The organism is Dehalococcoides mccartyi (genome assembly GCF_001889305.1).
Lineage (GTDB): Bacteria > Chloroflexota > Dehalococcoidia > Dehalococcoidales > Dehalococcoidaceae > Dehalococcoides > Dehalococcoides mccartyi_A.
Genome location: NZ_CP013074.1, coordinates 154,117 through 180,537, shown reverse-complemented (window position 1 = coordinate 180,537; position 26,421 = coordinate 154,117). Strand labels below are relative to the sequence as shown.

The window sequence follows — 26,421 nt, the reverse complement described above, 5'->3', positions numbered from 1 at the left end:
AATCCTATTTATCTCATATTTCTGGATATGTTAATAACTACGGCTGTGGCCTGGCACTCTTTCAGGTCATGTTTGCCGTGGCCATTCTGGATATAGGGCTTGCCTTCTTTGTCCATTAGGTAGCGGCCGATAACAATCTCATTGTTTATCAGGCAGAGGATTATATTGCCTTTTTCCGGGACTGTGTCGCGGTCAACAATGGCAATATCCCCGTCCCGGATATCTGGTTCCATGCACTGCCCTTTTATTAGGTAAGCCTCTATATTCTTGCCAGTGGCTTTAGGCCGGGCCAGGTAGATATATTCAATCGGGGCTTCAACATTATCACCGGCATGAATGACGAAATCTGTATAAACCGGTACGGCTATGGGCGAAGCCAATCTTAGGCGTTCCAAAATCTCATCAGGCGTTTCTATGTGACGTTTACCGCTTTCTGTAGCATATATTCCAGCTGCTTCATATAGTTCAGAAACATCAACGTTCAATGCTGTAGCCAACTTAACCAATACTGCGGCACTTGGTCTAGCCGAAATTTTATTCTCAATACTGGCAATAGTTGTCCGGGGTAATCCTGATTTTATTGATAATTGTCCTTGCGTGAGACCACGGATTTGCCTTAATGACTTAATTTTTTCACCAATGTTCATTTCCATGACGAGATTTTATCTTTATTACGAAGTAATAACAAGATATTAAATGAAAACGAAAGATAAAAGTAGCCTTCTTGTAGTCATTATGACGTTATTTAGTCCTTACGCCTTACCAACATCTTTGACTGTTTTTAGTTATTAAGTTTTAATATCGTCATGGTTATTAAAAATAAACATAATAAACTAACAAATAAAGAGGCTGGCCGCCTGGGTGGACTTAAAACAGTAGCCCTGTACGGCCGGGAACATATGAAGGAACTGGGCAAGCTTGGGGGAAGACCCCGGCTGCCTACCCTTCAGGAGATACGAGACCGCAAAGCGAAAGCTTCAAATATAGAAAATAACAAAGGAGTGGCTACCGGCGGTTATTCATTAAAGGAGCTAAAGCTGATGTGGGCAAGCCGTACTGCGTAAGTGGTGCGGCTTAATTTTTAAAAACGAAAGGAAAACACATGGATCAGAAGTATGAACGCAAATCTTATTGTGAGATGAAAATCCACAGGGCAAGGGTAACCAAAGAGCCGGTAATGACCTATACACCCACCGGCAAGGCCGTAACCAGGTTCTCGGTAAGTTACGGCGGTTATTGGGACAAGGAAAAGAAAGAGGAAACCGTAGCCTCTACCTGGAAGAACATTAAATGCTGGGGAACTCTGGCCGAAAACACTTACCGCGAGCTGAAAAAAGGTCAGTTTGTCTACCTGGAAGGAATAGAAGACACCAGTGAATACAAGGGCAAAAAGTATGACTCCCTAACGGCCGAAGATATCCAAATAGAACTTGATACCGGCGAACGCCAGCTACTAGCTGAAAGCAACAATAAGGAAAAAGCCGGCAAACACTAGGTTTTAAAGCCTGCGCAGCTTTGAGATATGCGAAAAAGAAAGGTGGTGAAAAAGAAAATGGGCAAATTGTTTTCAATGATAAAACACGTAATCATCCCTGACCCTGCCCGGGTAGAAGTATTGCAGGGCCGTGCCAAAAGCTTCATTACCAGCCTTGCTTGTAATCAGCTTGGGAACGTAAATGTAGGCGGCCTGATAATGCTGTTCATGGCTGCCTTCTTCCTGATGGCCCTCACCCCGGCGTTGGTAAGTGCCAATGCCACTATTCAGGCCGATGTCAGTTCCAGCGACATGGTTAAAACCATTATGGACCTGCTTGTCTGGGCTATTCCTCTGGGCGGCGGCGCCGGCATCATCATGGCGGCTGTAAATCTGTTCCGCCACGACTAATCTCTCTCCCCTGCCCTGAAGACGATAAGGTAGTTTTCAGGGCAGAGATAGTTAGATTAAACAGAAAGGACAAATGGAATGAAGACAAACCTTAAACGAATAATCAGGGTAATATCCAGCCTGGCGGTAATGCTGGCTAGCATGCTGCCCGGTACGGTATCTGCTGCTGAAACGCTGCAAACCAAGACGTTTACAGCAACCTCGGCCTATGAATATTATGCAGATAATCTGAACCTTACCTGGTCTGATTTGGCCGTATCCGGCAACCCTTTCCAGACCTCAATAGCCAGTTCAATAATGCTGGGTGAAGGGGGCAGTACCTTTTATAACGGCTATACCTGCTCTACAGCCGGCAGTGTAACTGATGCCCAAAATACGGCCAGTACTTCAGACAGCGTCATGATATACGGGCAATATAAACGGGGGCAATCCTTTACCGCTTTAGGTTCGGGCGGACTGCAGTATATAACTTTAAAGGTGTCTAAAACAGGCACACCGGGTGACCTGACACTAAAGCTGTATTCCTATAATACGTCTACCTCATTAGGTGCGCTGATAGGCAGCGTAGTCATACCCCAGGCACAAATAAGCACCTCTACCACAAACTACACCTGGGCTATGAGCAACTTACCCATAGAACAAGGGCTTAAGTATGTGATAGTAGGCCAGTGCAGTACAGGCACATCCTCAAACTACTACAAGTTTTATTGTGCCACCAATAACCCTTACAGTGGCGGTACTTTAATAAATGATGATGGCAGTACTGTCTGGGAAACAGGCGCTTATGACCTGTATTTCAGCGTAACCAGAATGACCGGTTTGATGTCTTTAGATGATTATTACCGAAATATTCTGTACTTCAACCTTGAAGGGCTGCTGGATAACTCCAAGATACGCAGTATTGAGGTAGTCCTGCACCAGGGAGGCACTATCTACCATAAGACCAAAGCGGTACTGGTATTTAACCCGGCAAATCTGGAAAGCCAGACTGACGGGCGCTGGTTTATGGCCAATGCCTATAACTCAACCCAATATTACCCGGCAGGTCAAACAGATGCAGATAAAGGGGCAAACGGCCTGCACAGCTGGGACTTAGTACCCACAGAATGGGATTCGGCTAATCAAGTCTCCTGGCTTACCCCCTATTTAGATGACAATGACAATTTACGCATAGGGGTAATTCTGGAAGATGCCATGCTGGGCTATCCCTCTTATGACAGCAGCAATAATGTACTCTGGAATCCGGGTGAAGCCTATATTGACGAATGGGTAAGCCCCGGCTGTTCAGATATAACACTGGGCGAAGATACGGTAAAGATAGAGCCTTATATCATAGTTACTTATGTAAATGGGGCTTTCTATGTACCTCCGCCTGAAACTCCCACTATCGGTGACTTACTCCAGATAATACCCGATACGATAGGTAAAATCGGTGAGCAGGATAGCGGTGTCCGCTGGCTGATTATGCTTACCTGCGTAGCTGCTTCCATAGCCCTGTGCTGGAAAGTACGCATAATGGCAATCGTAACTCCCCTGCTGGTGGTTGGGGCATTTATTGCCATGCAGTGGATAGATATCTGGCTGGTGCTTTTACTGGCTGCCCTGGGTGCGTTTGTAGTCTGGCAGATGGGCAGCGGCAAGCGGCTGATGGGTGGTGACGGGTAATGTTCAGCAATAACGGGCTGCTGATTTTATCCGTACTGCTGGTTATGCTGCTTAGCCTGGTGGGCGCCCACTTCGGCATTGGCGGAGTTGGCTCTTACACCGGCGGAGTACCCATAGAACAGCCAACGGGTATAGTCGATGCCTTTACCAAAATAGGAGACAGCGTAGCCTTCCTGTGGGGCGCTGTAACCTTCCAGCTGGAAGGCGTGCCCGTTTTGTTTAACATCATACTCTTTACTCCTATCGGCTATATCCTGGTTTATATCGTACTCAAACTGCTGAGGGGTACAGAGTAATGATAGATATCGGACTCATAATAACCCTGGTGGTATTCGCGGTGCTGTTTATCGGGGCAGTACTGGCAAGGGGCAGCTGGCTTCTGCTGAGTGCCTGCGGCTTTCTCCTGATGTCACTGCTGCCCAATGAAGCTATACCCCAGTTTGCCAAGATAGGCATAGCGGTTGGCATGGCCTGGTGTTTTGTCTGGGCCATGATGATTTTAATAAGAGGTGAAGACAATGCGTGATTTGGAAATATTCCGGCCCTCAAACCGGTGTTATGTACTGGTGAATTATATGGATAGACGGCTGTTGGAAAAAGGGCTGGTTACCGATGTAACAGACAAGGGTGTGCATTTTGAATACCGTCTCAATGGCAAGCATCATGTTTATCATGAACACGCCGAAGAATACCGGGTGCCTCAGTTATGGAATAGGCCGCTATTCGCCCATGTCTTTGGCTCGGCGGTGGATTACGATGTAGTAACCGGACAAGCCATGTTTGACGGTAATATGTTTGACCAGGCAGTAAACGGCAAGATTACTTCTGACGCCCTCAAGGAGATAAAAGGGCTTAACAAGAAGATGTCCATCAACTTTATGACCATTCTCCTGGTAGTGGCTATCTTTGTAGGCGGCTTATTTGTACTTCAGAACAAGGACAAAATATTCAATCTCGGCAGTAATGAGCCTGCCACTGAACAAACCATACCGGATAATCCGGTCTATCCTGACAATCCGGCAGACAATCCTTCTGACGGCACGGAAATACCCGAAGGGGATTATATACCGACTAATCCCCCGGCTGGAGGCAGTTAAATGTCATATTTAGAAGAACAGGAGAAAATCGGGATTCATCCCAGCCAGCTGGGGAATAAAAATGTTTCCAGCCAGATGCTGGAATATTCACCCACTAACCGCAACTGTCCGGTAGCTTTGGCCAGGACTCTACAGCTTTGCCATATGACATCTAAGGTACTTGGCATTTCCTGCTTTCACCAGATTGCAGACCAATGCGAAAGATACGCCCATACAGCTGACACTCTGGTAAGAGACCAGGCGGCCACAGTTGCCAAATATGAAGCGGTAGCCCTGGAAGAAAAACGGAAGCAGGGATTTTTCCAGTTCGGAATCGGCAAGGTTTAAAAAATGGAAACTGACCGCCTAATAGAGGGAGTAGTAAAAATCCGGGGCTATATGCGTTGCGGCAAGACTGCCAGCATGGTAGCCCTGGCTGTTAATGAGATAAAACTTGGCCATTTCACACCTGACAAAGTTATCTCTAACGTTTCTATTCCCTCTTACGGCATAGAGCAGCAGCGCAACTCGGAAATAATAGACTTCCTGGCCCGGATGAAAGAAGAAGAGCTGCGGGGCTGGCTGATACTTATAGACGAAGCAGACCAGCTGTTCAGCCACCGGGGATACACCGGTAAGCAGCAAAGCCAGGTTCTGGTCAACATCTGGCAGACCATGAAACTGGATAATCTGATTATTTACACCATGCACGAAGGCCTGGGCGTAGACCTGATATTCCGTGAAGCAACCATAATGTCACTTCTGCCCGAAATAATCGGAGACCGGATAGTCGTCTATACCATAGATGGCCGGTTTGGCGGAGACCCTTATTTGCTTGAAATCGCACCGGCCTCTGAAGTGTTCAAGCTATATGACACGAAGCAGACAGTCTATTAAAAATGAAAACATCCCCCGACTTGAACAGTTTCTACTGTTGCCCTGCCAGTCAAGGCTGTGCAACAAGCCGCAAGATCCGGCGAGAGCCGGTCCGGGCGGCGAGGCCTTGACCAAGGGCTAAACTGGAAAACTCAGGTCGGGGGAACAGTTTAAAAAGGGCGTTAAGAATAACGCCAGAGGTAAAAGCATGAATACAGTGTTATCAATATTTCCTGGAGTCGATTTATTCGGTAAAGCCTTTGAGCAGGAAGGGTATTGTGTTGTGCGCGGACCAGACCTGCTTTGGGGCGGAGATATTAAAAGTTTTCATCCTGAGGCCGGAGTATTTGCCGGATTGATTGGTGGTCCACCTTGTGTTGGGGAAAGTAAACTGGCACATCTTAATAGCATGGTAGGTTACTCACTATGGGACGAGGCTATGCGTATTAAAGACGAAGCACAGCCTTTATGGTGGGTGCTGGAAGCTGTTGTAAAACATGATGCGCCGTATGTAGTCAAATTATCTCCCCGGTATCTGGGGGAGAAACAGAGTAGAGTCAGATATTTTCATAGTAATTTGGATTTGAAGCCATTTATAGAGGTAGCCTTGTTTGAACATAGGGAATTCGCTTATGCAGTAAGAGCTGCAAACCGTTCAGGTAGTAAGGGTACTGTAAGAAGAGGCTTAGCTTCTTATTATTTCGCTGACATGTGCGAGTTACAGGGTTTGCCCCGTGATTTTGATTTGCCGGACTTACTGGCTGCATCTAAGGAAAAGGCTGTAGGTAATGGTGTGCCTTTATGTATGGGATTAGCAATAGCAAGGGCAGTGCGGCAAGCCCAATTAGTGCCAGCATAGAAGAATAAATGCCGGCACCAATTTAACAACATCAAAAATTCAATATAGCCGGGAAGACCGGCGACCTCCCTCACCTACTAACAGGGAGGTCGCAAACGCCATACGAATACACCCGGATAAAGGCAGGCAGCAAAATGTATACAGTTATTGGTTCTGGAATAGATAGTCTGGTAATAGGTTTTAACGTAGCAGGATACAGAGACCCCGAAAGCTTTAAAATCCTTGAGCAAGCCAAAGAAGAAGCCGGCGAAAAGCTCTTTGGCGGCAAAGGCACAGGTATAGATTGGTACGGAAAGCCTTTTGTAGTCCATGCCAGAGGCGCTAAGGGCTACGAATGGGTGCTTGAAAACGCCGATGTAAGCATCTGTATTGCCAGAAAGCCAGAGAATGGCCGGATCTATCCTGAATTATATGTAACCTTCAGGGCCGAATATCTTTGGTCTTTCAACGCACGCAACGTTGTATATGACCTTAAACACTGGCTAAGCACCTGGGCCATTATAACCGGTGATAAAGTCTCCCGGTGTGACCTGTGTATAGATCTGCAAATGGATATGCCCCAAATAAACTTGGCTAATGATGTAGTAACCCGGGCCAGAGGCAAGACTGAATACTACGGCAGCCTACCGGCTGAACACTATGTAAATGGCAAGAGGGATACTGGCTACCGTTTCGGCCAGGGTGCAATTATTAGTCGGATATATGATAAAAGCCTGGAAGTTATTATCTCACAAAAAGAGTGGTTTCAAACACTTTGGTCAGCCAATGGCTGGGACGGTGTAAGCGCAGTAACCCGGGTTGAATTTCAATGCAGGCGTGATTTTCTCAAGGAAATGAGTGTTGATGATTTCTGGTCTCTTACAGAACGTATAAGCGATATTTGGCGATACTGCGTCCAGGACTGGCTTACTATTAGAACCCCGGGTAATGATAGTCACCGCCACAGGTGGAAAGTGAAAGACTGGTGGAATGTAATAGAAGAAGGTTATAGCTTCTTCGGAGAACTCTATGGAGTACTGAGATATAAACAGAAAAAGTGTAGGTATGATCACCTTATGAGACAAGCCAGAGGTGTACTTCTGACAGCTGCGGCCCTCTGCTGTGTATCAACTGGCACAATTCATGCTGCCAATCAGGTAAATCAGGAAGCAGCACAATGGTTTAACTCGGATGAATTCAGAATTGAAGTTCAAAACCGGATGATAGAAGTTGGCGGTATGAATAACGAGAAGTTGCCACGGATAGTAGAAGAAGCGATTAAGTTGGGTGGCGAATTAATAAAATAGTCAGCTGATGGTTTCTGTTTATTTTTGAATTAAATAGCGCCTATATACTAGCTAAGTAATGTATAGAATCTTCTATTACCTCATGCATATGCGGCCAGTCATCTCCTAAACAAATTGGGCTGCCATCTTTTTCACCTTTACCTGGCTGTGAATATACATGCAAATGGTGTTCAGTTTGGTGGTTACGATGCTTATGGCAGTTATCGTATCTAAAACAATTTCCAATGTCTCTTATTGAAACGTTATAAGAATAAGTATGAGTCTGAGCAAAATAAATATATTGTCCAGCAATCATATCAGATGTTATTTTTGCGAATTTTTCAATAGTTATCACTAAATTACTTGTGCATTCTAAATGCATTATTAACTTAATTCCATCATGAAAACTTAATGTATCCCAGTTAATATTATAATCATTGATGAAATAATCATAATCATCTAACCGACGTTCATGTTGGAACATATAATCGTTTAACCTGTTTGGGCCATGTCTACTGGAAGCTTTCTTTGAGGAAGGTTTGAATTTTAGAAACAAATATCTAAAAACTCACTTTGCTGAACATCTAACTAAAACTGTTGGAGATTTAGAATTTTTACAGTTAACGGGCTTATCAATCACACATTGCTTTGAACCATTAGAATTAATCCAATCATTAATACGGGCTTTGCGTTCAATATCGCCTAATCCTTGATTAGAACTTTTCGTAATGATAAGAGGCATTTCTCTCTCCCTTCTTATCAGAAATATAATTAATTACCGACATACTATATATTATATTTGTAAATTGTCAACACAGTGGGTGTTTTTCATAACATATTAAATATTTAATAAGTAGTTATTAGGCTAATGCTTGTTAATTTCTGACATTATGATATTATATTGATATAGATATTACTATATTGGAGGAAATCACGAAAATGAGTACCGTTGCAATTTATGCTAGAATACCCCAAGAAATTAAAGAAAAGATCACTGAATTAGCTCAATTATCCGGAAAACAGAAAGGCGATATAATTGTCGATTTACTGAATCAAGGACTATTATTACCAGATAATCAACAAAAACTAAGAGAAATTCGGAATAAATTTATACAACAAGAAAATATAAATAGAAATCTTCAAATTGAATTAGAGAAAGAAAAAACTGAGCTTAGAGTAGCACAAGAGAAATTAACTGTGGCAGAACGTGCTAGAGCTCATCTACAAAGAATATTAAAAACAGAAATAGGCAAATGTGATTGTGGTGTACCAGTAAGTTTGTATCATTTTGCTTATCAACAATGTCCAAATGGCCATTCGGGAAAGATAAAACTATATAAAGAATATACAAATACAAAAATGGAGATAGCCAATACTATAGTTGTTGGCCTAGCACTACTTGGTGGAGTAGCTTTAGCTGCTGAATTACTTGGTAACAAAGGAATCGATAACAATCAATAAATTATAGTCTCATATTATCCACTGGACTGAATTTTTTGTGTTCCTGAACAGCATATTCACTTCTTAAGCTCGCTGTATAGCGTTTTGTCATGGTTAAGGTGCTATGGCCAAGCAAAGATTGAACTTCAAATTCTCCTGCCCCGTTTATAAGTGATTGAGTAGCAAAGGTATGCCGGAAAGTATGGGGGCTGCACCTTACGCCAGTAATTCCTGATCTTTTACCCAATTCCCGTACTACTACTTTTATCCCTTCGGTTGAAAGACCAGTGCCTGTAGTTGAAAGCCAGAGTGCCGGGCATTCGTCTTGCCTGGTAAGCAGGTAACGTAGGATAGATTCCTGGGTTTTATGTCCAATGCGAACTATACGTTGCTTAGCGCCCTTACCCATTACGATTATGGTTTCCTTATCAAAATCTACGTCTTTTAGCTGGATAGCTGCCATTTCAGAAACACGCAGCCCGGTATCCAGCATAGTGAGTATCATGGCCCGGTTTCTCAACCCGGTTGGACTATCTCCGCAGGTATTAAGCAGATCTTCTATTTGCTGTTTGGTAAATGGCCGGATTACTTTTTGTTCTGTCCGGGGCGGCTTAATGGTGGCCAGGGGACTTTTTGAAAGCACGCCTTCCTCAATAAGCCAGTTAAAGAAGCGCTTTACAGCCTTGTAGTAATCAAGTACTGAGGTCGGGTTATTCCTCTCCTGTAGTTTGACTAAGTAAAGCCTGACGTGGTTTGCCTCTATCTCCTCAACTGCATTTATGCCCAAGGTAGAGCAATAGCCTAAAAATGAAGTAAGGGCATAAGTGTAGTATTTGATAGTATGCGGAGATAATCGGGCAACTTTGCACGTAAGGATAAAGGCTTTCAGCCTGCCGGAGAGGTTTTTGAAATCAGTTAAATGGTAGGTTTCAGCTTTGGACTGTTCGTTGGAACTGGAACTAGTTAAATGGTCTAAAAGCATTCATTTTTGGCTACCGGCGGTGCTTTTAGCTTTATGGTGGAGCCGGAGGGATTCGAACCCTCTACCTTTTGACTGCCAGTCAAACGTTCTCCCAAGTGAACTACGGCCCCAGCAACAGATAGATAATCTATCACAAATAGACACCAAGTGCAACTTTTTTTAGCTTTATAATAAAACCTCGGGGCGATTATTTAACCCCAAGATTCCGTGTTTTACTTTACTTTTTTGCTTTCCAGACAGTGCCACCGGCAGAATCTTCAAGAAGTATCCCGGCAGAATCCAGACTGGTACGGATTTTGTCTGCCAGCTGGTACTGCTTTGCCAGACGCAGGTCTTTTCTGAGTTCTATCAACAACTCTATAAAAGGTACGGAATCGGTCCCAGTCTCGGGTTCTGCTATTTTTAGACTCAGCCCGAGAATATCTGCAAGTTCTTTAAACAGTTTTTGTCCGTCCGTACTTTTACCACCCTCAGCTTCAATACGGTTTAACTCCCTACTGAGGTCAAAGATAGTAGCCAAAGCGGCTGAGGTATTAAAGTCATTGTCCAAATACTGGGTAAACCGCTCACGGTATGTCTTAACATCTACATTTGTTTCATTGGCTTGGGGATTATCCTGTCTGGCGGCTGTCTGACGCAGGCGTTCCGCCCCTTTTTCGGCCGCTTCCAGGGCTTCTTCAGAATAAGTAAGCGGATTACGATAGCTGGAGCTAAGCACAAAAATACGCAGGGCATCAGCCGAATAGTGGCTGAGGGCTTCTTTTATGGTAACCAGATTACCAAGTGACTTGCTCATTTTTTCTTCGCCAAGCTTGAGAAGGCCGTTATGCAGCCAATATTTTACAAAGGGTTTGACCCCGCTAAAACACTCTGACTGGGCTATTTCATTTTCATGGTGGGGAAAGATAAGGTCCTGCCCGCCGCCGTGTATATCTATCTGCTCTCCAAGATAACGCAGAGACATGGCCGAACACTCAATATGCCAGCCAGGGCGTCCCAATCCCCAGGGACTTTCCCAGGAAGGTTCACCAGGCTTGGTGGCTTTCCAAAGGGCAAAGTCCATAGGGTATTCTTTTTCTCCATCAATTTCCACCCGGGCACCGGCCATCATCTGTTCCAGAGTGCGGTGGGACAGTTTGCCGTATCCTTCCACCTGCTGCACCCGCAGGTAGACACTGCCGCCTGCCTCGTATGCATAGCCTTTTTCTATAAGTCCGGAGACCATTTCTATTATCTTGGGCACTTCCTGAGTTGCCCGCGGGTAGTAGTCTGCCGGAGTTATGTTGAGTGCGGCCATGGCATCCAGAAACACCCCTATATTTCTTTCGGCCAGGGTAGAAGGCTCTATGCCCTGAGCGTTGGCTTTGGCAATTATCTTGTCATCTATATCTGTGAAATTCTGGATATATTTTACCCGGTAACCTTTGTAGCTGAGGTAACGGCGGATTACATCAAAGTTTATATAGCTCATGGCATGGCCGATATGCGGCTCTGACTGCGGGGTTATGCCGCAGACATACATTTTTACCTTGCCATCTTCCAGAGGAATAAATTCTTCCAGCTTGCCGGATAAAGTGTTATATATTTTCATAGTCTATTTTTCGTCTACGAGGGCCACTGCCCAGGCTGCCATGCCTTCCTCGCGGCCTACAAAGCCGAGTTGCTCCGAAGTGCTGGCTTTTATCCCTACCCGCCCCGGGTCTATCCCCATGGCCTTGGCAAGGTGTTTACGCATGGTATCTACATGGCCACGTAGCTTTGGTTCCTCCGCTACTATAACTGAATCTATATTTATTATCCCGAAACCTTTTTCAGCCAGCAAGGCTGTTACCTGCTCAAGGAGCTTTAGTGAAGATATGCCCTTGAACTTGGGGTCACCCGGAGGGAAGTAAAGCCCTATATCCCCCAGCGCCGCCGCCCCCAGAAGCGAATCCATAATGGCGTGGGTAAGCACGTCCGCATCACTCCAGCCGATAAGCCCACACTCAAAAGGAATTTCCACCCCGCCCAGCACCAGTTTCTGCCCCGGTGCCAGACGATGTACGTCATAACCGTTTCCAACACGCATTATGCTCACCGTCCTTTCTTCAGCAGTATTTCTGCCATAAGCAGGTCTTCGGGTGTGGTTATCTTTATATTAGCATATGCACCAGAGAATATCTTGACAGGGAGCTTCAATTTTTCTACCAGCTGGGCATCATCCGTTGCGGTTACACCCACTCTGCGATAGGCTTTCTGGATAATGTCTGCCCGGAATACCTGGGGCGTCTGGACAGATATCAGTTTTTCTCTGGGCAGGGTTTTTTCTACCAGCCCTTCCGGGGATATTTCTTTAATGGTGTCTTTGAGGGGTACGGCCGCAATAGCCGAACCACAGAGTTTAGCAGCTTCCAGTCCTTCGGGTATGGAAGCAGTATCAAGCAGGGGACGCGCCCCGTCATGAATTATTATCCAACCGCAATCACACAAGGCAGTCAGCCCCGAACAGACAGAGTCCTGACGGAGTTCGCCGCCCGGGCATACGGCAATTACCTTGCTGAAATTATATTCTTTGATCAGCTCTTTAGCTTTTTCAATATTGTGTTCGGCCATAACCAGAGCAATATCATCTATTTCCGGGGATTTTTGAAAAACCGAAAGGGTGTGAGCCAGAACAGGTTTCCCGGCGAGCAAGGCAAATATTTTGTCCTGTCCCTCCATGCGGCGGCTCTGACCGGCAGCTACAATAACTGCCCCGACTTTTTCATTCAAAAACATCTTCCGTCTCCGTTTTCACCCCGGTAAGTGCCAGCCTCACTGCCTCTTTGACAGTTGAAACCGGAATTATCTGGATATTATGTACATTGTGGCAGTTAGCACCGGCCGGTACCAAAGCCCTTTTAAAACCCAAACGGCTGGCCTCGGAAAGACGCCTTTCCAGATGGGAAATAGTCCGCATTTCCCCAGAAAGACCAATCTCTCCCAGAGCGATAGTTTCGGGGCATACGCCGATATCCCGGTAACTGGAAGCAATAGCCAGTGCAATAGCCAAATCTGCAGCCGGCTCATCCAAACGGATACCGCCGGTGGCGTTTACAATAATGTCCTGCGTACCTAAACGCATGGACAGGCGTTTGGAGAGGACCGCAGCTATCATAAGGGTGCGGTTAAAATCCACCCCGTTGGCAGTGCGGCGCGGCTGGCCGAAACTGGTGGTATTGGTAAGTGCCTGCACCTCAACCAGCAAAGGACGGCTGCCCTCCAGTACAGCGGTTACAGCCGAGCCTACCGTGTTTGTCTGGCGATTTGATAAAAATATCTGGGAAGGGTTAGCTACTTCTACCAGACCTTCACTTTTCATTTCAAATATACCCACTTCGTTAGTGGAACCGAAGCGGTTTTTGACAGAACGCACTAAACGGTAAGCACTCTGGGACTCTCCCTCAAAGTACATGACTACATCTACTATGTGTTCCAATATGCGCGGCCCGGCTATATTGCCTTCTTTAGTAACATGGGCTGTTATAAATACACTGGCACCGCTGCTTTTAGCCCACTGCATAAGGCGGAGGGCTGATTCACGCACCTGATTTATAGCACCGGGTGCGGCCTCAAGCTCCGGCAGGAATACAGTTTGGATAGAGTCAATAACGACCAATGACGGGCTGAGGACTGAAAGCTGAGCCAGAATGGCATTAAGGTCGGTCTCAGCCATAAGGAAAAGCCCTTCGCCGCTGATACCAAGACGTTGGGCGCGCATTTTTATCTGAGCGGGGTTTTCTTCCCCTGAAACATATACTACCTTACCGCCGCTTTGTGCTACCGAAGCCGCCACCTGAAGAAGAAGAGTGGATTTGCCGATTCCCGGCTCACCACCCAAAAGCATAAGCGAACCCGGCACTATGCCGCCGCCTAATACCCGGTTGAACTCCGAAATAGATAAACTCCGCCGGGTGGTTTCGGCTGCCTGCAGACTGGAAAGCTCAGCCGCCGGGCTGATAACACGGGCAGGTTCATTTTTACGTCCTACAGGTGAAACAACCGTTGTTTCTTCAAGGGTATTCCATTCCTGACAGCCGGGACAGCGCCCCAGCCACTTCAGGCTCTCACGCCCGCAGTTGGAACAAACATAAACTCTACGGCTTTTTTCCATATACAAAAGACTACACAATTTAATCCGCTAAAGCAAGGATAACCCTGATGCTTAAAATAGTTTCAGATATTCCGGCGGAGATATGATTCATAAGAACCGATAACTACCAGACAGCCGCCCTGATAAAATATACTCCCGAATAAAAGCCCGGCCAAAGGCGCCACCAACACCCCTTGGAAAAGATAATACCCGGTAAGCACCGCAAGCGGAAGCGAAAAGCATAGACCTAACACTCCGCCAGCCATAGGCATCCGCATAGTCAGCATAATACCCAACCACATTATAAACCCAGCCCCCAAAGCAACTATCAGGGCAATCTGAAAAGCCTGGTACTCCAGCAGAATAAACCCATGCAGCAGGCTGAGGAATATGGTAACCCACATGCCTGTCCGCATGAGAAGCAAACCGTTATTCAGTTTCCTTTTTAACTCTTCGGGTAAAGGACACGCCACCGTTTTGCATTCTCCCTGCGTCCTATTAGTTTTTCTGCCAAAGCCCTATTTTCTACCAGAAAATAAAAAGGGGAGCTTTAAAAGCTCCCCTTTTAAATAATCAATTACACCCTGCCCAGCCTTTACGAAGTAGCCTGACTAAGCTCAGCCGGCTCTGCCAGACGGACAATTATTTCATCTTCAGCAGTATCCACTATCACTTTATCCCCGGCTTTAAATTTAGCCCGCAGAAGGTCCTCGGACAGACGATCTTCTATCATGGTTTGTATAGTGCGGCGCAGCGGCCTTGCACCATAAACCTCATCATAACCTTTCTTACCCAGCAGGTCTTTGGCAGATTCAGTCACTTCAAGCCCGATACCCTTTTCAGACATCTGCTTGATAACACTCTTAAGCATCAGGTCAACAATGCTGCGAATCTGCTCTTTGTTCAGCGAGTGGAAAACCACCACGCTGTCAATGCGGTTCAAGAATTCCGGACGGAAACTCTTCTTGAGCTCACCCAGCAGCTTGTCTTTCATATGCTCAAAGTTAGTTTGCTGAGCCTTTGATTCATCTGTCTGGGTAGCAAAACCGATAGTCCCGCTGCCCTTGCGGATAAGCTCAGCCCCAATGTTTGAGGTCATGATAATAATGGTATTCCGAAAATCCACCCTTCTGCCCTTGGCATCTGTCAGGTGGCCGTCATCAAATATCTGCAGAAGTATGTTGAAAACATCAGGATGAGCTTTTTCTATTTCGTCCAACAGTATCAGGCAGTACGACTTGCGGCGAACGGCTTCAGTCAGCTGACCGCCCTCATCATAACCCACATATCCGGGAGGTGCACCCACCAGACGGGATACGGCAAATTTTTCCATAAATTCGGACATATCCAGCCGAACCAAAGCATCTTCCGAACCAAACATAAACTGGGCAAGCGCCCGTGCCAGCTCGGTTTTACCCACGCCGGTAGGCCCGAGGAAAACAAAGTTGCCGATGGGGTGGCGGGGGTCTTTAAGACCGGCCCGTGCCCGCCTGACAGCCTTGGATATGGTAACAATAGCTTCTTCCTGGCCGATAATCCGCTCATGCAGGGCTTCTTCCATATGTAAAAGACGTTCGGTTTCGTCACCGGTAAGCTGTACCAGCGGAACACCCGTCCACATGCTGACCACCTGGGCAATATCTTCTTCGCCCACTACCGGCTTGTCCATAGCCTGTTCGTTCTGCCACTCGTCTTCCATGCGGCGTATCTTTTCAGCTATCTGAAGCTCCCGCTCACGCAATTCGGAGGCATAGTCATACTGCTGGGTAGCCAAAGCGGCTTCTTTATCCCGGCGGTAGCTGTCTTCTATGGCTTTCATCTCTTTCAGAGAGACCGGCTTGGTGCGCTTCTTTATCCGCACCCGTGAAGCAGCTTCGTCAACCAAATCTATAGCCTTGTCCGGCAAAAAGCGGTCAGGTATATATCTGGCAGCCATATTGGCGGCAGCGGCAATAGCTTCTTCGCTGATGATAAGCTTATGATGCTCTTCGTAGCGCTCTTTTATGCCGCGAAGAATATTCAGGGTATCTTCTATGGCCGGTTCTTCCACCAGCACCGGCTGGAAACGCCGCTCAAGTGCGGCATCCCGTTCAACATACTTGCGGAAGTCATCCAGAGTGGTTGCCCCTATTACCTGTACCTCACCTCTGGCCAGCGAAGGCTTGAGGATATTAGCGGCATCTACCGCACCCTCGGCGGCACCGGCACCCACCATGGTATGAAATTCGTCTATAAACAGGATTATATTGCCTGCGGTTTTAATCTCTTCAATAACTTTCTTGAGCCGTTCCTCAAATTCACCCCGGTATTTAGTACCGGCTACCAGTGAGGCCACGTCCAGAGAAATTATATGTTTTTGTTCCAGAGTTTCCGGCACGTCACCCGAAACAATCCGCTGGGCAAGCCCCTCTACAATGGAGGTTTTGCCGACACCGGGTTCGCCGATAAGTGCGGGGTTATTTTTGGTACGGCGGGAAAGAATCTGAACGACCCGCTCTATTTCTTTGGCACGACCGATAACCGGGTCAAGCTTGCCGGTTCTGGCAGCAGCCGTAAGGTCAAAGCCCAGCTGGTCAAGCTGGGGGGTCCGGCTGGGAGTTGTACGGCTGGTTTTAGGTTTATTTAAGCCCTGATTTAAAATACGCCCCACTTCGGTGCGTACCTTTTCAACAGTAACCCCGAAACTCTCAAGCACACCGGCAGCTGCTCCTTCGCCTTCGCGCAGTAAACCTAAAAGCAGGTGCTCAGTGCCGATATAGTTGTGCCCCAAGTTTCTGGCTTCATCAATACCCAGTTCTATTACCTTTTTGGCTCTGGAGGTAAGACCGGTTTCAGAGGTAGCCGGGTGTTCGCCCCGCCCAAGTATAAATTCAACGGCAGAACGTACTTTGGCCAAATTTACTTCCATGTTGACCAGTACTCGAGCAGCCACGCCTTCTTCTTCCCTTACCAGCCCCAGCAGAATATGCTCGGTACCGATATAGTTATGGTTAAGGCTCTGGGCCTCTTCCTGTGCATAGGTAAGAACCCGGCGCGCTCTTTCAGAAAATTTATCAAATCTACTAGACATAATTTTTTTACTTTCACTCGGTTAGTACTCTTATTATAGCTCAGCCAAAAAGAAAGTGTAAAGGCAAATAGGGTGCATTAGCTTTGAAATAAAAAAAGACCCTTAACGGGCCTAGTTTTTAACTAAATATCAGAGGGAAAAATGGAGCTCTGCTTTCAAGTGAAGAAAAAAGCAAAGCTCCCCGGGCAGTGGCATATTTTCCACAAGGAGTTGCCTCCTAAGTATCGTCTGCGCTGGGGCGTTTCACGACCGTGTTCGGGACGGGAACGGGTGGTACCACCCCGCTCTAACCACCAGGGGAGCGGATGCACGCTATTAATTCACTTGTTAACCTTGATCCAAGCGATATTTGTCTACACTATATTAACTGAATACATGGGTTTATATCAATTCAGAAACAGGTCAAGCCCTCGACCATTAGTACTGCTCAGCTTAATACGTTACCGTACTTACACATGCAGCCTATCAAGCAGGTAGTCTACCTGCGGTCTTACCCCCGGTTGCCCGGGATGGGAGATCTAATCTTGAGGCCGGCTTCGCACTTAGATGCTTTCAGCGCTTATCCAAACCAGACTTGGCTACTCAGCAATGCCCTTGGCAGAACAACTGACACACCATTGGTCTGTCCTTCCAGGTCCTCTCGTACTATGGAAAGACCCTCTCAAATCTCCAGACGCCCACGACGGATAGAGACCGACCTGTCTCACGACGGTCTGAACCCAGCTCGCGTGCCGCTTTAACCGGCGAACAGCCGGACCCTTGGGACCTACTCCAGCCCCAGGATGCGACGAGCCGACATAGAGGTGCCAAACCTTGCCGTCGATGTGAACTCTTGGGCAAGATAAGCCTGTTATCCCCGGGGTAGCTTTTATCCGATAAGCCACGGCCCTTCCACTCGGTGCCGTAGGATCACTTTGCCCGACTTTCGTCCCTGCTCGACTTGTATGTCTCGCAGTCAAGCTCCCTTATGCCAATGCACTCTTAGGGTGATTTCCATCCACCCTGAGGGAACCTTTGGGCGCCTCCGTTACAATTTAGGAGGCGACCGCCCCAGTCAAACTATCCACCAGCCACTGTCCTCTAGCTTGTTCTAGAGTTAGAGGCTAGATCCATCAAGAGTGGTATTTCAACGTTGGCTCCACCAAGGCTAGCGCCCTGGCTTCTCAGCCTCCCACCTATCCTACACATGATAAACCCAGACTCAATGGCAAGTTATAGTAAAGCTCCACGGGGTCTTTTTGTCCAGTCGCGGGAAACCCGCATCTTCACGGGTAATTCAATTTCACCGAGTCCCTCGTTAAGACAGCGCTCAAGTTGTTATACCTTTCGTGCGGGTCGGAACTTACCCGACAAGGGATTTCGCTACCTTAGGACCGTTATAGTTACGGCCGCCGTTCACTGGGGCTTCGGTTCAGAGCTTCGGTTGCCCTAACTCCTCCCCTTAACCTTCCAGCACTGGGCAGGTGTCAGCCCCTATACTTCAGCTTTCGCTTTTGCAGAGACCTGTGTCTTTGTTAAACAGTCACTCGAGCCACTTTATTGTAACCCTCTCGCGAGGGCACCCCTTCTCCCGAAGTTACGGGGCTAGATTGCCGAGTTCCTTAACGAGGGTTATCTCGATCACCTTGGGACATTTACCCCCACCTACCAGTGTCGGTTTGCGGTACGGTCACCATTGCTTCAACAGTAACGAGGCTTTTCTCGACAGCTTGGACTCAACCAGATTGGCTTGGATCTCTCCGCACCTTCCACTGAACTTCAACTTAACTCCAGAACGGATTTGCCTATTCTGAAACGTCTAGGGTTCAGCGACACGCCATGTCCAATGGACATGCCTGATCTATCCTCCTGTGTCCCCCCTTTACCTCCACAACGGTGGTGCAGGAATAATAACCTGCTGTCCATCGCTCTACGCCTTTCGGCCTCGGCTTAGGTCCGACTAACCCTACGCGGATTAACCTTGCGTAGGAAACCTTAGGTTTACGGTGGGCGTGTTTCTCACACGCCTTGCGCTACTCATTCCGACATTCTCACTTCCCTAAGCTCCACAGTTGTTTACACTCCTGCTTCACTGCCGAGGGAACGCTCCTCTACCATCTACCATATAGGTAGATCCATAGCTTCGGTGACAGGCTTAAGCCCCGTTGGATTGTCGGCGCAACACCACTCAACCAGTGAGCTATTACGCACTCTTTAAAGGGTGGCTGCTTCTAAGCCAACCTACTGGATGTCTAGGCAATGCTACTTCCTTTCCCACTTAGCCTGCGCTTAGGGACCTTAGCTGATGGTCTGGGCTGTTTCCCTTTTGACTACGGAGCTTAGCCCCCATAGTCTCACTCCCAGGCTTTGATTAATGGCATTCGATGTTTGGTTAGAGTTGACAGGATCTCTCCCACCTAGTCTATCCAGTGCACTACCTCCATTAATGAACGCCTGAGGCTGCACCTAAATGCATTTCGAGGAGAACCAGCTATCCCCGGGTTCGTTTGGCATATAACCGCTATCCACAGCTCATCCAACAACTTTGCCACGTTGACTGGTTCGGGCCTCCGCGAAGTATTACCTTCACTTCACCCTGGCCATGGATAGATCACCCGGCTTCGGGTCTACTCAGTACAACTAAAACGCCCTATTCAGACTCGCTTTCGCTTCGGCTGCGCAACTTAATTGCTTAACCAGCTGCACTGAGTAACTCGTCGGATAATTCTTCAATAGTCACGCCATCAGAGCTTACGCTCCTCTGACTGCTTGTAGGCACACGGTTTCAGTTCTATTTCACTCCCCTCTCGGGGTGCTTTTCACCTTTCCCTCACGGTACTAGTTCACTATCGGTCATCAAGAGTATTTAGCCTTGCCATGTGGTCACGGCGGATTCCCACGAGATTCCACGAGTCTCGTGGTACTTAAGAAAGAATCAGAAGCCTACACCCTTTAATTTACGGGACTCTCACCCTCTGTGGTTGCCCGTTCCAGGGACCTTCTAATAGGGTTAGGTTTGTAACTTCTCGGCTTGCTCTGCACAAACCAGATTCTTCTTTCAACCCCTTGTAAACATAGGTCACAGAACCACTAAGATTACAAGGTTTGGGCTCATCCCCGTTCGCTCGCCGCTACTAGGAGAATAATTTCTTTTCCTCGGGGTACTGAGATGTTTCACTTCCCCCACTTACCTCTACCCAGCCTATGTGTTGAGCTGGGAGTACTCAGGTTTTGCCTGAGCGGGTTGCCCCATTCGGAAATCCCCGGCTAAGCTTGTTAGACAGCTGACCGAGGCTTATCGCAGTCTTACCACGTCCTTCATCGGCTCTTGATACCAAGGCATCCACCATGTGCCCTTACCTGCTTGACCTGCTTCGGAATTGATATTAACCCGTAGTATTCAGTTTTTAAAGTGCGTAACAAATATAAAGCGGCTTGGTAACATTACCAAGCCGCGAGCTTGGATTCACCTTAAACTAATTTCTATGTAGCTATTTTTATCATTTATCTCTCTGCCTCATTCAGAGGCGAAGGGTATTATATCTCATTGCTTTAGCCACTGTCAAGGGCGACCCCACGTTCAGCGGGAAAAACCTCAGAGATTTTTTCAGATTTTTAAGCTATTTAAAAGGCGCTTAATTAAAAGCAGTAGAGTATAGACTTGTGACTACCCTCTTGTCAAGGAGACCGGGGTGGTTTTTCACCCAGGGTGACATCACGATTGCAGCCGCCGCTATTTCATCTATTTTAGCTTCGGAAACCCCCAGCTCTTTCAGACTGAAACCCATATTATTTTTTTTGAGCCAGTTTTCAACTGCCGCTATCCCGTCTGTCTGCCCGAATACTTTTTCCCCCAGCATTTCTATGCGGTGGCGGCGAACAGGGTAAAGGTTTCTCATGTAAGCCGGCAAAAGGGCAGCCAAACCGTCAGCGTGGGCAATATCATAGTAACCGCTTAAGGCATGCTCCAAACCGTGCATGGTCATATTGCCGCTTTTGCCGCCCAGTGACATGAACTGGGAACAGGCAATGGTTGAAAGCCAGCTAAGCTGGGTGCGGGCTTGAAGGTCATGCGGGGTCTTAACCGCCTTGGGCAAATACTCCACCACCAGACGCATAGCAAGTTCGGCCAGACCGTCACGCAAAGGGGAGGAGTCTGCGGCGGTGAGATAAGGCTCTGCTATATGGCAAAAAATATCCACTCCTCCCTGGGCTGTCTGGCGGGGAGGCAGGCTGAGTGTCAGCAGGGGGTCTACCAGAGACACTTTAGGCTGAAGGCGACTATCGGAAATAACCCTTTTTTCATGTTTTTCCCAGTTTGAAATAACCGCATTCCCGTTTGCCTCCGAGCCGCTGGCGGCAACGGTAGGTATCATTATAAGGGGCAGAAAATCACCCTCAGGGTACTCTCCCTGTTTTATGTAATCCCAGACAGGCCCTTCACAGGCCAGACCGAAAGCAATAGCCTTAGCGGCATCCATGGCACTCCCGCCGCCCAGAGCAATAATAAGGTCTATCCCTTTTTCTCTGGCTAAGGCAATACCGGCGTCGACTGTAGAAGAGCGGGGATTGGGCTCTACCCTGTCAAACAGGGTGGTTTGAATACAGGCCTCTTTCAGCAAAAATGTAGCCCGTTCCAGTATGCCTAAACGGCGTACCGCTTCTTTACCAGTAACCAGCAAGGCATGTCTGCCCAGCAATGAAGCTTCGTGATTAAGGCTGCTTATACTGCCTACCCCGAAGATAATGCGGGTGGATAGCTCAAATGTTGTTATCATAAAAATATAATAACAGAAAACAGCACTGTTAAAACAGCTCCCCTGACCTCCCGTTTTTTATCCTTGCCGCAAGACAGCCATCAGTTAATAACTAGGAAGGGGTTTCACCGCTGCGGGCGGAGAGCCATTTCTGTTTCTGCTCAATACGGACAGATTCGTTGGTAGGCTGATAGCGGGCCAGGAAATCCCCTTTAAACTCTTCAAAACAATCTTTTTCAATAGAAGTACGCACCTCCTGCATAAGGTTGCTCAGGAAGGCAATGTTATGTATAGTAGCCAGCCGGTAGGCCAGAATTTCTTCACAGCGGAACAGGTGATGCAGGTAGGCCGCCGAATAATTGCGGCAGGTATAGCAGTTACACTCCGGGTCAACCGGCCCTTTTTGGGTGGCAAAAGAGGCATTGCGGATATTAAGCCTGCCCAGGCGGCTGAAAAAAGCCCCGTTGCGGGCCACTCTGGTAGGCAATACACAGTCAAATATATCTACCCCGCAGCTTACCCCTTCCAGCAAATCTTCCGGCGCACCCACTCCCATCAGGTAGCGGGGCTTGTTTCCGGGCAGAAAACGCAGGGTATGGCGGACTGTTTCAAAGGTAATATCCTTAGGCTCACCCAAAGAAAGCCCGCCCAGGGCATAACCGGGGAAATCCAGCGAAGCCAGATATTCGGCAGACTGCTGCCTGAGTACGGGGGAAAGCCCCCCCTGAACAATGGCAAAAAGGTGCTGGCTTTTCAGGGTATGGGCGGCAAGACAGCGTTTTGCCCACTGGTGGGTGCGTTCCATAGCCGCCAAAACCTCATTCTCGGAGGCTTCGGAATGGGGACATTCGTCCAGCACCATGGCAATATCCGAACCCAAGTCCTGCTGGAAGCTGACCGCATCTTCGGGGGTGATGTAACGGGTGCTGCCGTCTATATGGGAACGGAAACTGACCCCGCCTTCATCCAGCTTGCGCAGATTGGCCAGTGAAAATATCTGGTAGCCACCGCTGTCAGTCAGGATAACCCCGTCCCAATTCATAAATTTGTGCAAACCGCCCATTTCTTTGACTACGGGTATGCCGGGGCGGAGATACAGGTGGTAAGTATTGGACAATATCATATCTACGTTAACAGATTTTAAGTCTTCGGGGGTAAGGGTTTTTACAGTGGCCTGGCTGCCTACCGGGCAGAAAACAGGCGTCTCCACCTTGCCGTGGGCTGTAAGCAGCTGGCCGCGGCGGGCAGAACTGCGGGGGCTGGTTTTATTTAATATAAAGGATTTATCCAAAAATTATGCTCCTTGAATATTTAAGGCTGGAAGCAGGGCGGATTAGTCTCGTCCAGATAGTCCTGCAAAATAACTGCGGCCGCGGCCGCATCATCCCGGACAGTTTTATTATTTTTGCCGCTGTCATTCATTTTGCGGCGGGCTTCGTCTGTGGAGAAGCGTTCATCCCGAAAAACAATTTCGGTATTTAAACTCTGCGAAAGCAGCCCGCTAAAGGCCTTTACCTTTTCCGCCTGAGGCCCGATAGTCCCGTTCAGAGATACCGGCAAGCCGACAACAAGCAAATCCGGCTGGTGGGTTTTGACTAAAGCTTCAATGTTTTCCACTGTCTTTACATCATTGTCACGCCGGAGGATAACCAAAGGCGAAGCCAGTATCCGCAAGGGGTCGCTCAAAGCCACCCCTATCCACTTGTCGCCCACGTCCAGAGCCAGTATACGGCCTATTTTAGCCCTCCGCAGCAGTTCTTTATAGCATTCCCTTTACAGCCTGCAGGGCTTCGTCCAGTTTGGCTTTGTCACGCCCGCCGCCCTGAGCCATATTCGGCTTGCCGCCGCCGCCGCCGCCGGCTATCTGGGAAAGTTTTTTGACTATATTGCCGGCATGATAACCTTTCTCAATAAGGTCCGGCGTTACCATGCACAGGAAAAAGGGCTTGTCCTCGCTGACCGTACCCAGCACTATTACCCCGCTGCCCAGCTTGTCCCGCAGGAAATCAGCCGTTCCACGCAGGGTATCCGCATTGACCGAAGTCATGCGGCTGACCAGCAGTTTAATCCCTTTATAATCTTCAGCTTTGGAAAGCAGCTCTTCCGCCTCTCCGCGGGACATCTGGCGTTCCAGATTCTGGACTGTTTTCTTAAGCGTATCTATTTCTTCTTTAAGTTCAGCCAGTTTGCGGGGAGATTCCTCAGGCGCAGCTTCCAGCATACCTGAAAGCTCGGATAAGCTGTCCTGCTGAAGGTTAATATAAGCCTCGGCCTCACGCCCGGTTACAGCTTCAATCCGCCGAAGGCCTGCCCCCACACTGCTCTCACTGACTATTTTGAACAGGCTTATTTCGCCGCTGGCACTCACATGGGTACCGCCGCAAAGTTCGGCTGAAACAGCCGGACGCCCTACTCTAAGCACCCGCACCCTGTCACCGTATTTTTCCCCGAAAAGAGCGGTTACACCCTCTTCCAGGGCATGGCGGTAGGGCATTTCTTCGGCATAAACGGGCAGGTTGCGGCGGATTTTGTCATTTACAAATTCCTCTGCCCGGCGGATTTCGTCTTTGGTCATGGGTCTCAAATGGGAAAAGTCAAAGCGGAGGCGCTCAGGCGTCACCACCGAACCCCTTTGCTGAACCTGCTCACCCAGCACCTGTCTGAGAGCTGTCTGGAGTATATGGGTGGCGGTATGATTACGGGCAATATCCCGCCTGCGTTCTTCGTCAATATGGGCAGCGGCTGACTCAGATATTTTCAGGCAGCCGCTTATTACCCTGCCCTGATGCAGAAAAACCCCGTTAGGCAGGTGAAGGGTATTTTTAACCTCAAAACGCCCGCCGCCGGTTATAATCTCACCGGTATCACCCACCTGTCCGCCCATCTCGGCATAAAAAGGGCTTTCATCCAGCACTATACTGGCCTCATCACCCTCTTCTATGCTGTCAACACTGCCGCCTTCGGTCAAAATATCCATAACAGTTGATTTCTGGCGGGTAAGTTCGTAACCCACAAAACAGGTCTTTTCCCCGTGGCGCATATTCTTGACTGCCTCGGCAGTAGCCGCCGCATCAAAACTGAACTTGCGGCTGGAACGGGCTTTGGTACGCTGGACTTCCATTTCGGCTTCAAACCCGCCAAGGTCTACACTCAAGCCCCTCTCGGCGGCTATTTCGGTGGTCATTTCCACCGGGAAACCGTAAGTATCATACAGTTTAAAGGCATCCTGACCGGAAATCTGCCCGCCATTGGTCTGGCGGACTATTTCTTCCAGAAGCTCAAGCCCTGTAGCCAGCGTTTCCGAAAAACGAGCCTCCTCACTGGCTATCATCTCCAGTACATAGGTCTGGCGTTTTTTAAGTTCGGGATAAATGCCGCTCATGCGGGCAATAACAGCCCCGGCCATGTCCACCAGAAAGGGTTTTTCAAGACCCAGCCTGCGTCCGAAAAGGACTGCCCGCCGAAGCAGGCGGCGAAGCACATACCCCCGCCCTGCCTTATCCGGGATAACCCCGTCTGCAATCAGGAAGGTAATGCCCCGGCTGTGTTCGGAGACTATCCGTAAAGCTCTATCCGTTGCGGTATCACACCCGTATTTCTTACCCGAAAGCTGACAGGCTTTTTCTATAACGGGGGCAAATATATCGGTTTCATATACGTTTTTCCTGGACTGCATCAGGATAGTTAAGCGTTCCAGCCCCATCCCGGTGTCAATGCTGGGGGCAGGCAGATTCTGGCGTTTGCCACTTTTATCCTGATTAAACTGGACAAATACCAGATTCCATATTTCACAAAAACGGCCGCACTTGCAGGAGGGATTGCAATCAGCCTTGCCGCAGCCCATTTCCTGCCCGAAATCATAATGGATTTCACTGCACGGGCCGCAGGGGCCTGAATCCCCGGCCGGCCCCCAGAAGTTATCAGCCGCACCCAGACGGACTATCCGCCCTTCGGGTACTCCCTGTTCCTTCCAGAGGGCAATAGCCTCATCATCATCCAGATAAACTGTCACCCAGAGCCTTTCGGCAGGTATATTAAGCCTTTGGGTCACATATTCCCAAGCCCAGGCAATAGCCTCTTTTTTAAAGTAATTGCCGATACTGAAATTGCCCAGCATTTCAAACATGGTCAGGTGGCTGGCATCCCCCACGGATTCAATATCGGTAGTGCGGAAACACTTCTGGCAGGAAATCATACGCGGGTTTTCCGGCTTGGCCACCCCCAGATAATAGGGCTTAAACTGCACCATGCCGGCGGTAGTTAAAAGAAGGGTGGGGTCATTGTGGGGTATCAGAGAAGAGCTGGCAATCCTTTTATGCCCCTTCTCCTCAAAAAATTTCAGATAATTTTCGCGTAATTCATCACTGCTAAACAAAGCCGCACCTGCCATTTCAAGATAGATAAGATAAATACGATTTTAATTTAAGCCCGTTATACTGTCAATTTTAATAAATAG

26 protein-coding genes, 1 tRNA gene, 2 rRNA genes and 1 pseudogene are annotated in these 26,421 nt (G+C 48.1%); 12 read left to right on the top strand and 18 right to left on the bottom strand.

Translation table 11 applies throughout. The features are described from left to right. Window positions 1–8: 8 nt before the first annotated feature. Both ASJ33_RS00980 and ASJ33_RS08650 read right to left on the bottom strand, forming a co-directional pair. Window positions 9–497 (bottom strand): S24 family peptidase, encoded by a 489-nt coding sequence (locus ASJ33_RS00980; protein ID WP_236886608.1) that lies wholly within the window; start codon window positions 495–497, stop codon window positions 9–11. A 9-nt stretch (window positions 498–506) separates the two neighbouring features. After that, window positions 507–647 (bottom strand): annotated as a pseudogene (locus ASJ33_RS08650) (helix-turn-helix transcriptional regulator); the annotation flags it as partial. Between the two features lie 159 nt (window positions 648–806). Between ASJ33_RS08650 and ASJ33_RS00975 the strand changes: the two are divergent. The 11 genes from ASJ33_RS00975 (at window position 807) to ASJ33_RS00925 (ending at window position 7,647) form a co-directional block, all read left to right on the top strand. Further along, window positions 807–1,064, top strand: coding sequence for a hypothetical protein (locus tag ASJ33_RS00975; protein WP_041330401.1), 258 nt, complete (start codon window positions 807–809; stop codon window positions 1,062–1,064). Between the two features lie 38 nt (window positions 1,065–1,102). After that, window positions 1,103–1,495 (top strand): single-stranded DNA-binding protein, encoded by a 393-nt coding sequence (locus ASJ33_RS00970; protein ID WP_052465185.1) that lies wholly within the window; start codon window positions 1,103–1,105, stop codon window positions 1,493–1,495. Between the two features lie 27 nt (window positions 1,496–1,522). Further along, window positions 1,523–1,885 (top strand): hypothetical protein, encoded by a 363-nt coding sequence (locus ASJ33_RS00965; RefSeq protein WP_148311288.1) that lies wholly within the window; start codon window positions 1,523–1,525, stop codon window positions 1,883–1,885. Window positions 1,886–1,963: 78 nt separating this feature from the next. Further along, window positions 1,964–3,550: a hypothetical protein gene (locus ASJ33_RS00960; RefSeq protein ID WP_041330397.1), complete on the top strand. Its 1,587-nt coding sequence runs from the start codon at window positions 1,964–1,966 to the stop codon at window positions 3,548–3,550. Then, on the top strand, window positions 3,550–3,846 hold the full coding sequence (locus tag ASJ33_RS00955) for a hypothetical protein (protein ID WP_041330395.1): 297 nt from the start codon (window positions 3,550–3,552) through the stop codon (window positions 3,844–3,846). The genes ASJ33_RS00960 and ASJ33_RS00955 overlap by 1 nt, the downstream gene beginning before the upstream one ends. Further along, entirely contained in the window at window positions 3,846–4,076 is a 231-nt protein-coding gene (locus ASJ33_RS00950; RefSeq protein ID WP_041330393.1) for a hypothetical protein, read from the top strand. The genes ASJ33_RS00955 and ASJ33_RS00950 overlap by 1 nt, the downstream gene beginning before the upstream one ends. After that, window positions 4,069–4,647 (top strand): hypothetical protein, encoded by a 579-nt coding sequence (locus tag ASJ33_RS00945; protein WP_041330392.1) that lies wholly within the window; start codon window positions 4,069–4,071, stop codon window positions 4,645–4,647. The genes ASJ33_RS00950 and ASJ33_RS00945 overlap by 8 nt, the downstream gene beginning before the upstream one ends. After that, window positions 4,648–4,974, top strand: coding sequence for a hypothetical protein (locus ASJ33_RS00940; RefSeq protein WP_041330391.1), 327 nt, complete (start codon window positions 4,648–4,650; stop codon window positions 4,972–4,974). 3 nt (window positions 4,975–4,977) lie between these two features. Beyond that, complete coding sequence (locus tag ASJ33_RS00935; RefSeq protein WP_041330389.1) at window positions 4,978–5,523, top strand: AAA family ATPase; 546 nt, start codon at window positions 4,978–4,980, stop codon at window positions 5,521–5,523. 187 nt (window positions 5,524–5,710) lie between these two features. After that, window positions 5,711–6,361, top strand: coding sequence for a hypothetical protein (locus tag ASJ33_RS00930; protein WP_041330388.1), 651 nt, complete (start codon window positions 5,711–5,713; stop codon window positions 6,359–6,361). 134 nt (window positions 6,362–6,495) lie between these two features. Further along, window positions 6,496–7,647: a hypothetical protein gene (locus tag ASJ33_RS00925; RefSeq protein WP_041330386.1), complete on the top strand. Its 1,152-nt coding sequence runs from the start codon at window positions 6,496–6,498 to the stop codon at window positions 7,645–7,647. A 40-nt stretch (window positions 7,648–7,687) separates the two neighbouring features. On the opposite strand, the gene ASJ33_RS00920 is transcribed toward ASJ33_RS00925, so the two are convergent. Next, a complete protein-coding gene (locus ASJ33_RS00920; protein ID WP_041330385.1) occupies window positions 7,688–8,110 on the bottom strand; it encodes a hypothetical protein in 423 nt (140 codons plus the stop codon). 84 nt (window positions 8,111–8,194) lie between these two features. Next, the gene (locus tag ASJ33_RS08385) at window positions 8,195–8,368 is read right to left on the bottom strand and encodes a hypothetical protein (protein WP_155760387.1); all 174 of its coding nucleotides are present in this window, start codon (window positions 8,366–8,368) and stop codon (window positions 8,195–8,197) included. A 197-nt stretch (window positions 8,369–8,565) separates the two neighbouring features. On the opposite strand from ASJ33_RS08385, the gene ASJ33_RS00915 reads away from it, so the two are divergent. After that, on the top strand, window positions 8,566–9,087 hold the full coding sequence (locus tag ASJ33_RS00915; RefSeq protein WP_041330383.1) for a hypothetical protein: 522 nt from the start codon (window positions 8,566–8,568) through the stop codon (window positions 9,085–9,087). 1 nt (window position 9,088) lies between these two features. Here the strand turns inward: ASJ33_RS00915 and ASJ33_RS00910 are convergent, their stop codons facing one another. The 14 genes from ASJ33_RS00910 to alaS form a co-directional block, all read right to left on the bottom strand. After that, entirely contained in the window at window positions 9,089–10,048 is a 960-nt protein-coding gene (locus ASJ33_RS00910) for a tyrosine-type recombinase/integrase (protein WP_041330381.1), read from the bottom strand. Between the two features lie 34 nt (window positions 10,049–10,082). After that, a tRNA-Ala gene (locus tag ASJ33_RS00905) sits at window positions 10,083–10,158 on the bottom strand. Between the two features lie 107 nt (window positions 10,159–10,265). After that, window positions 10,266–11,639: a cysteine--tRNA ligase gene (cysS, locus tag ASJ33_RS00900; protein ID WP_041330349.1), complete on the bottom strand. Its 1,374-nt coding sequence runs from the start codon at window positions 11,637–11,639 to the stop codon at window positions 10,266–10,268. Window positions 11,640–11,642: 3 nt separating this feature from the next. Further along, complete coding sequence (ispF, locus tag ASJ33_RS00895) at window positions 11,643–12,116, bottom strand: 2-C-methyl-D-erythritol 2,4-cyclodiphosphate synthase (protein WP_023651725.1); 474 nt, start codon at window positions 12,114–12,116, stop codon at window positions 11,643–11,645. Between the two features lie 5 nt (window positions 12,117–12,121). Next, entirely contained in the window at window positions 12,122–12,805 is a 684-nt protein-coding gene (locus tag ASJ33_RS00890; RefSeq protein WP_023651724.1) for a 2-C-methyl-D-erythritol 4-phosphate cytidylyltransferase, read from the bottom strand. Further along, window positions 12,792–14,180, bottom strand: a complete 1,389-nt coding sequence (gene radA / locus ASJ33_RS00885; RefSeq protein WP_012881409.1) for a DNA repair protein RadA — start codon at window positions 14,178–14,180, stop codon at window positions 12,792–12,794. The genes ASJ33_RS00890 and radA overlap by 14 nt, the downstream gene beginning before the upstream one ends. A gap of 62 nt (window positions 14,181–14,242) precedes the next feature. Further along, on the bottom strand, window positions 14,243–14,632 hold the full coding sequence (locus tag ASJ33_RS00880) for a hypothetical protein (RefSeq protein WP_023651722.1): 390 nt from the start codon (window positions 14,630–14,632) through the stop codon (window positions 14,243–14,245). A 122-nt stretch (window positions 14,633–14,754) separates the two neighbouring features. Then, window positions 14,755–17,229, bottom strand: coding sequence for an ATP-dependent Clp protease ATP-binding subunit (locus tag ASJ33_RS00875; RefSeq protein ID WP_023651721.1), 2,475 nt, complete (start codon window positions 17,227–17,229; stop codon window positions 14,755–14,757). Window positions 17,230–17,409: 180 nt separating this feature from the next. Further along, a 5S ribosomal RNA gene (gene rrf, locus ASJ33_RS00870) occupies window positions 17,410–17,527 on the bottom strand. Between the two features lie 100 nt (window positions 17,528–17,627). Then, window positions 17,628–20,578 (bottom strand): 23S ribosomal RNA (locus ASJ33_RS00865). 265 nt (window positions 20,579–20,843) lie between these two features. Then, window positions 20,844–21,986 carry an iron-containing alcohol dehydrogenase gene (locus ASJ33_RS00860; RefSeq protein WP_023651720.1) on the bottom strand — a complete coding sequence of 381 codons (1,143 nt, stop codon included), beginning with the start codon at window positions 21,984–21,986 and terminating at the stop codon, window positions 20,844–20,846. A gap of 91 nt (window positions 21,987–22,077) precedes the next feature. Beyond that, window positions 22,078–23,256 (bottom strand): tRNA guanosine(34) transglycosylase Tgt, encoded by a 1,179-nt coding sequence (tgt, locus tag ASJ33_RS00855; RefSeq protein ID WP_041330348.1) that lies wholly within the window; start codon window positions 23,254–23,256, stop codon window positions 22,078–22,080. 20 nt (window positions 23,257–23,276) lie between these two features. Beyond that, window positions 23,277–23,678: a Holliday junction resolvase RuvX gene (ruvX, locus tag ASJ33_RS00850; protein WP_052465183.1), complete on the bottom strand. Its 402-nt coding sequence runs from the start codon at window positions 23,676–23,678 to the stop codon at window positions 23,277–23,279. A gap of 46 nt (window positions 23,679–23,724) precedes the next feature. Then, the gene (gene alaS, locus ASJ33_RS00845; RefSeq protein ID WP_041330345.1) at window positions 23,725–26,340 is read right to left on the bottom strand and encodes an alanine--tRNA ligase; all 2,616 of its coding nucleotides are present in this window, start codon (window positions 26,338–26,340) and stop codon (window positions 23,725–23,727) included. Window positions 26,341–26,421 lie beyond the last annotated feature (81 nt).

Coding starts and splice junctions, on each gene's coding strand:
- ASJ33_RS00975 (WP_041330401.1), top strand. CDS start 807: ATGGTTATTAAAAATAAACATAATAAACTAACAAATAAAGAGGCTGGC.
- ASJ33_RS00970 (WP_052465185.1), top strand. CDS start 1,103: ATGGATCAGAAGTATGAACGCAAATCTTATTGTGAGATGAAAATCCAC.
- ASJ33_RS00965 (WP_148311288.1), top strand. CDS start 1,523: ATGCGAAAAAGAAAGGTGGTGAAAAAGAAAATGGGCAAATTGTTTTCA.
- ASJ33_RS00960 (WP_041330397.1), top strand. CDS start 1,964: ATGAAGACAAACCTTAAACGAATAATCAGGGTAATATCCAGCCTGGCG.
- ASJ33_RS00955 (WP_041330395.1), top strand. CDS start 3,550: ATGTTCAGCAATAACGGGCTGCTGATTTTATCCGTACTGCTGGTTATG.
- ASJ33_RS00950 (WP_041330393.1), top strand. CDS start 3,846: ATGATAGATATCGGACTCATAATAACCCTGGTGGTATTCGCGGTGCTG.
- ASJ33_RS00945 (WP_041330392.1), top strand. CDS start 4,069: ATGCGTGATTTGGAAATATTCCGGCCCTCAAACCGGTGTTATGTACTG.
- ASJ33_RS00940 (WP_041330391.1), top strand. CDS start 4,648: ATGTCATATTTAGAAGAACAGGAGAAAATCGGGATTCATCCCAGCCAG.
- ASJ33_RS00935 (WP_041330389.1), top strand. CDS start 4,978: ATGGAAACTGACCGCCTAATAGAGGGAGTAGTAAAAATCCGGGGCTAT.
- ASJ33_RS00930 (WP_041330388.1), top strand. CDS start 5,711: ATGAATACAGTGTTATCAATATTTCCTGGAGTCGATTTATTCGGTAAA.
- ASJ33_RS00925 (WP_041330386.1), top strand. CDS start 6,496: ATGTATACAGTTATTGGTTCTGGAATAGATAGTCTGGTAATAGGTTTT.
- ASJ33_RS00920 (WP_041330385.1), bottom strand. CDS start 8,110: ATGTTCCAACATGAACGTCGGTTAGATGATTATGATTATTTCATCAAT.
- ASJ33_RS08385 (WP_155760387.1), bottom strand. CDS start 8,368: ATGCCTCTTATCATTACGAAAAGTTCTAATCAAGGATTAGGCGATATT.
- ASJ33_RS00915 (WP_041330383.1), top strand. CDS start 8,566: ATGAGTACCGTTGCAATTTATGCTAGAATACCCCAAGAAATTAAAGAA.
- ASJ33_RS00910 (WP_041330381.1), bottom strand. CDS start 10,048: ATGCTTTTAGACCATTTAACTAGTTCCAGTTCCAACGAACAGTCCAAA.
- cysS (WP_041330349.1), bottom strand. CDS start 11,639: ATGAAAATATATAACACTTTATCCGGCAAGCTGGAAGAATTTATTCCT.
- ispF (WP_023651725.1), bottom strand. CDS start 12,116: ATGCGTGTTGGAAACGGTTATGACGTACATCGTCTGGCACCGGGGCAG.
- ASJ33_RS00890 (WP_023651724.1), bottom strand. CDS start 12,805: ATGTTTTTGAATGAAAAAGTCGGGGCAGTTATTGTAGCTGCCGGTCAG.
- radA (WP_012881409.1), bottom strand. CDS start 14,180: ATGGAAAAAAGCCGTAGAGTTTATGTTTGTTCCAACTGCGGGCGTGAG.
- ASJ33_RS00875 (WP_023651721.1), bottom strand. CDS start 17,229: ATGTCTAGTAGATTTGATAAATTTTCTGAAAGAGCGCGCCGGGTTCTT.
- ASJ33_RS00860 (WP_023651720.1), bottom strand. CDS start 21,986: ATGATAACAACATTTGAGCTATCCACCCGCATTATCTTCGGGGTAGGC.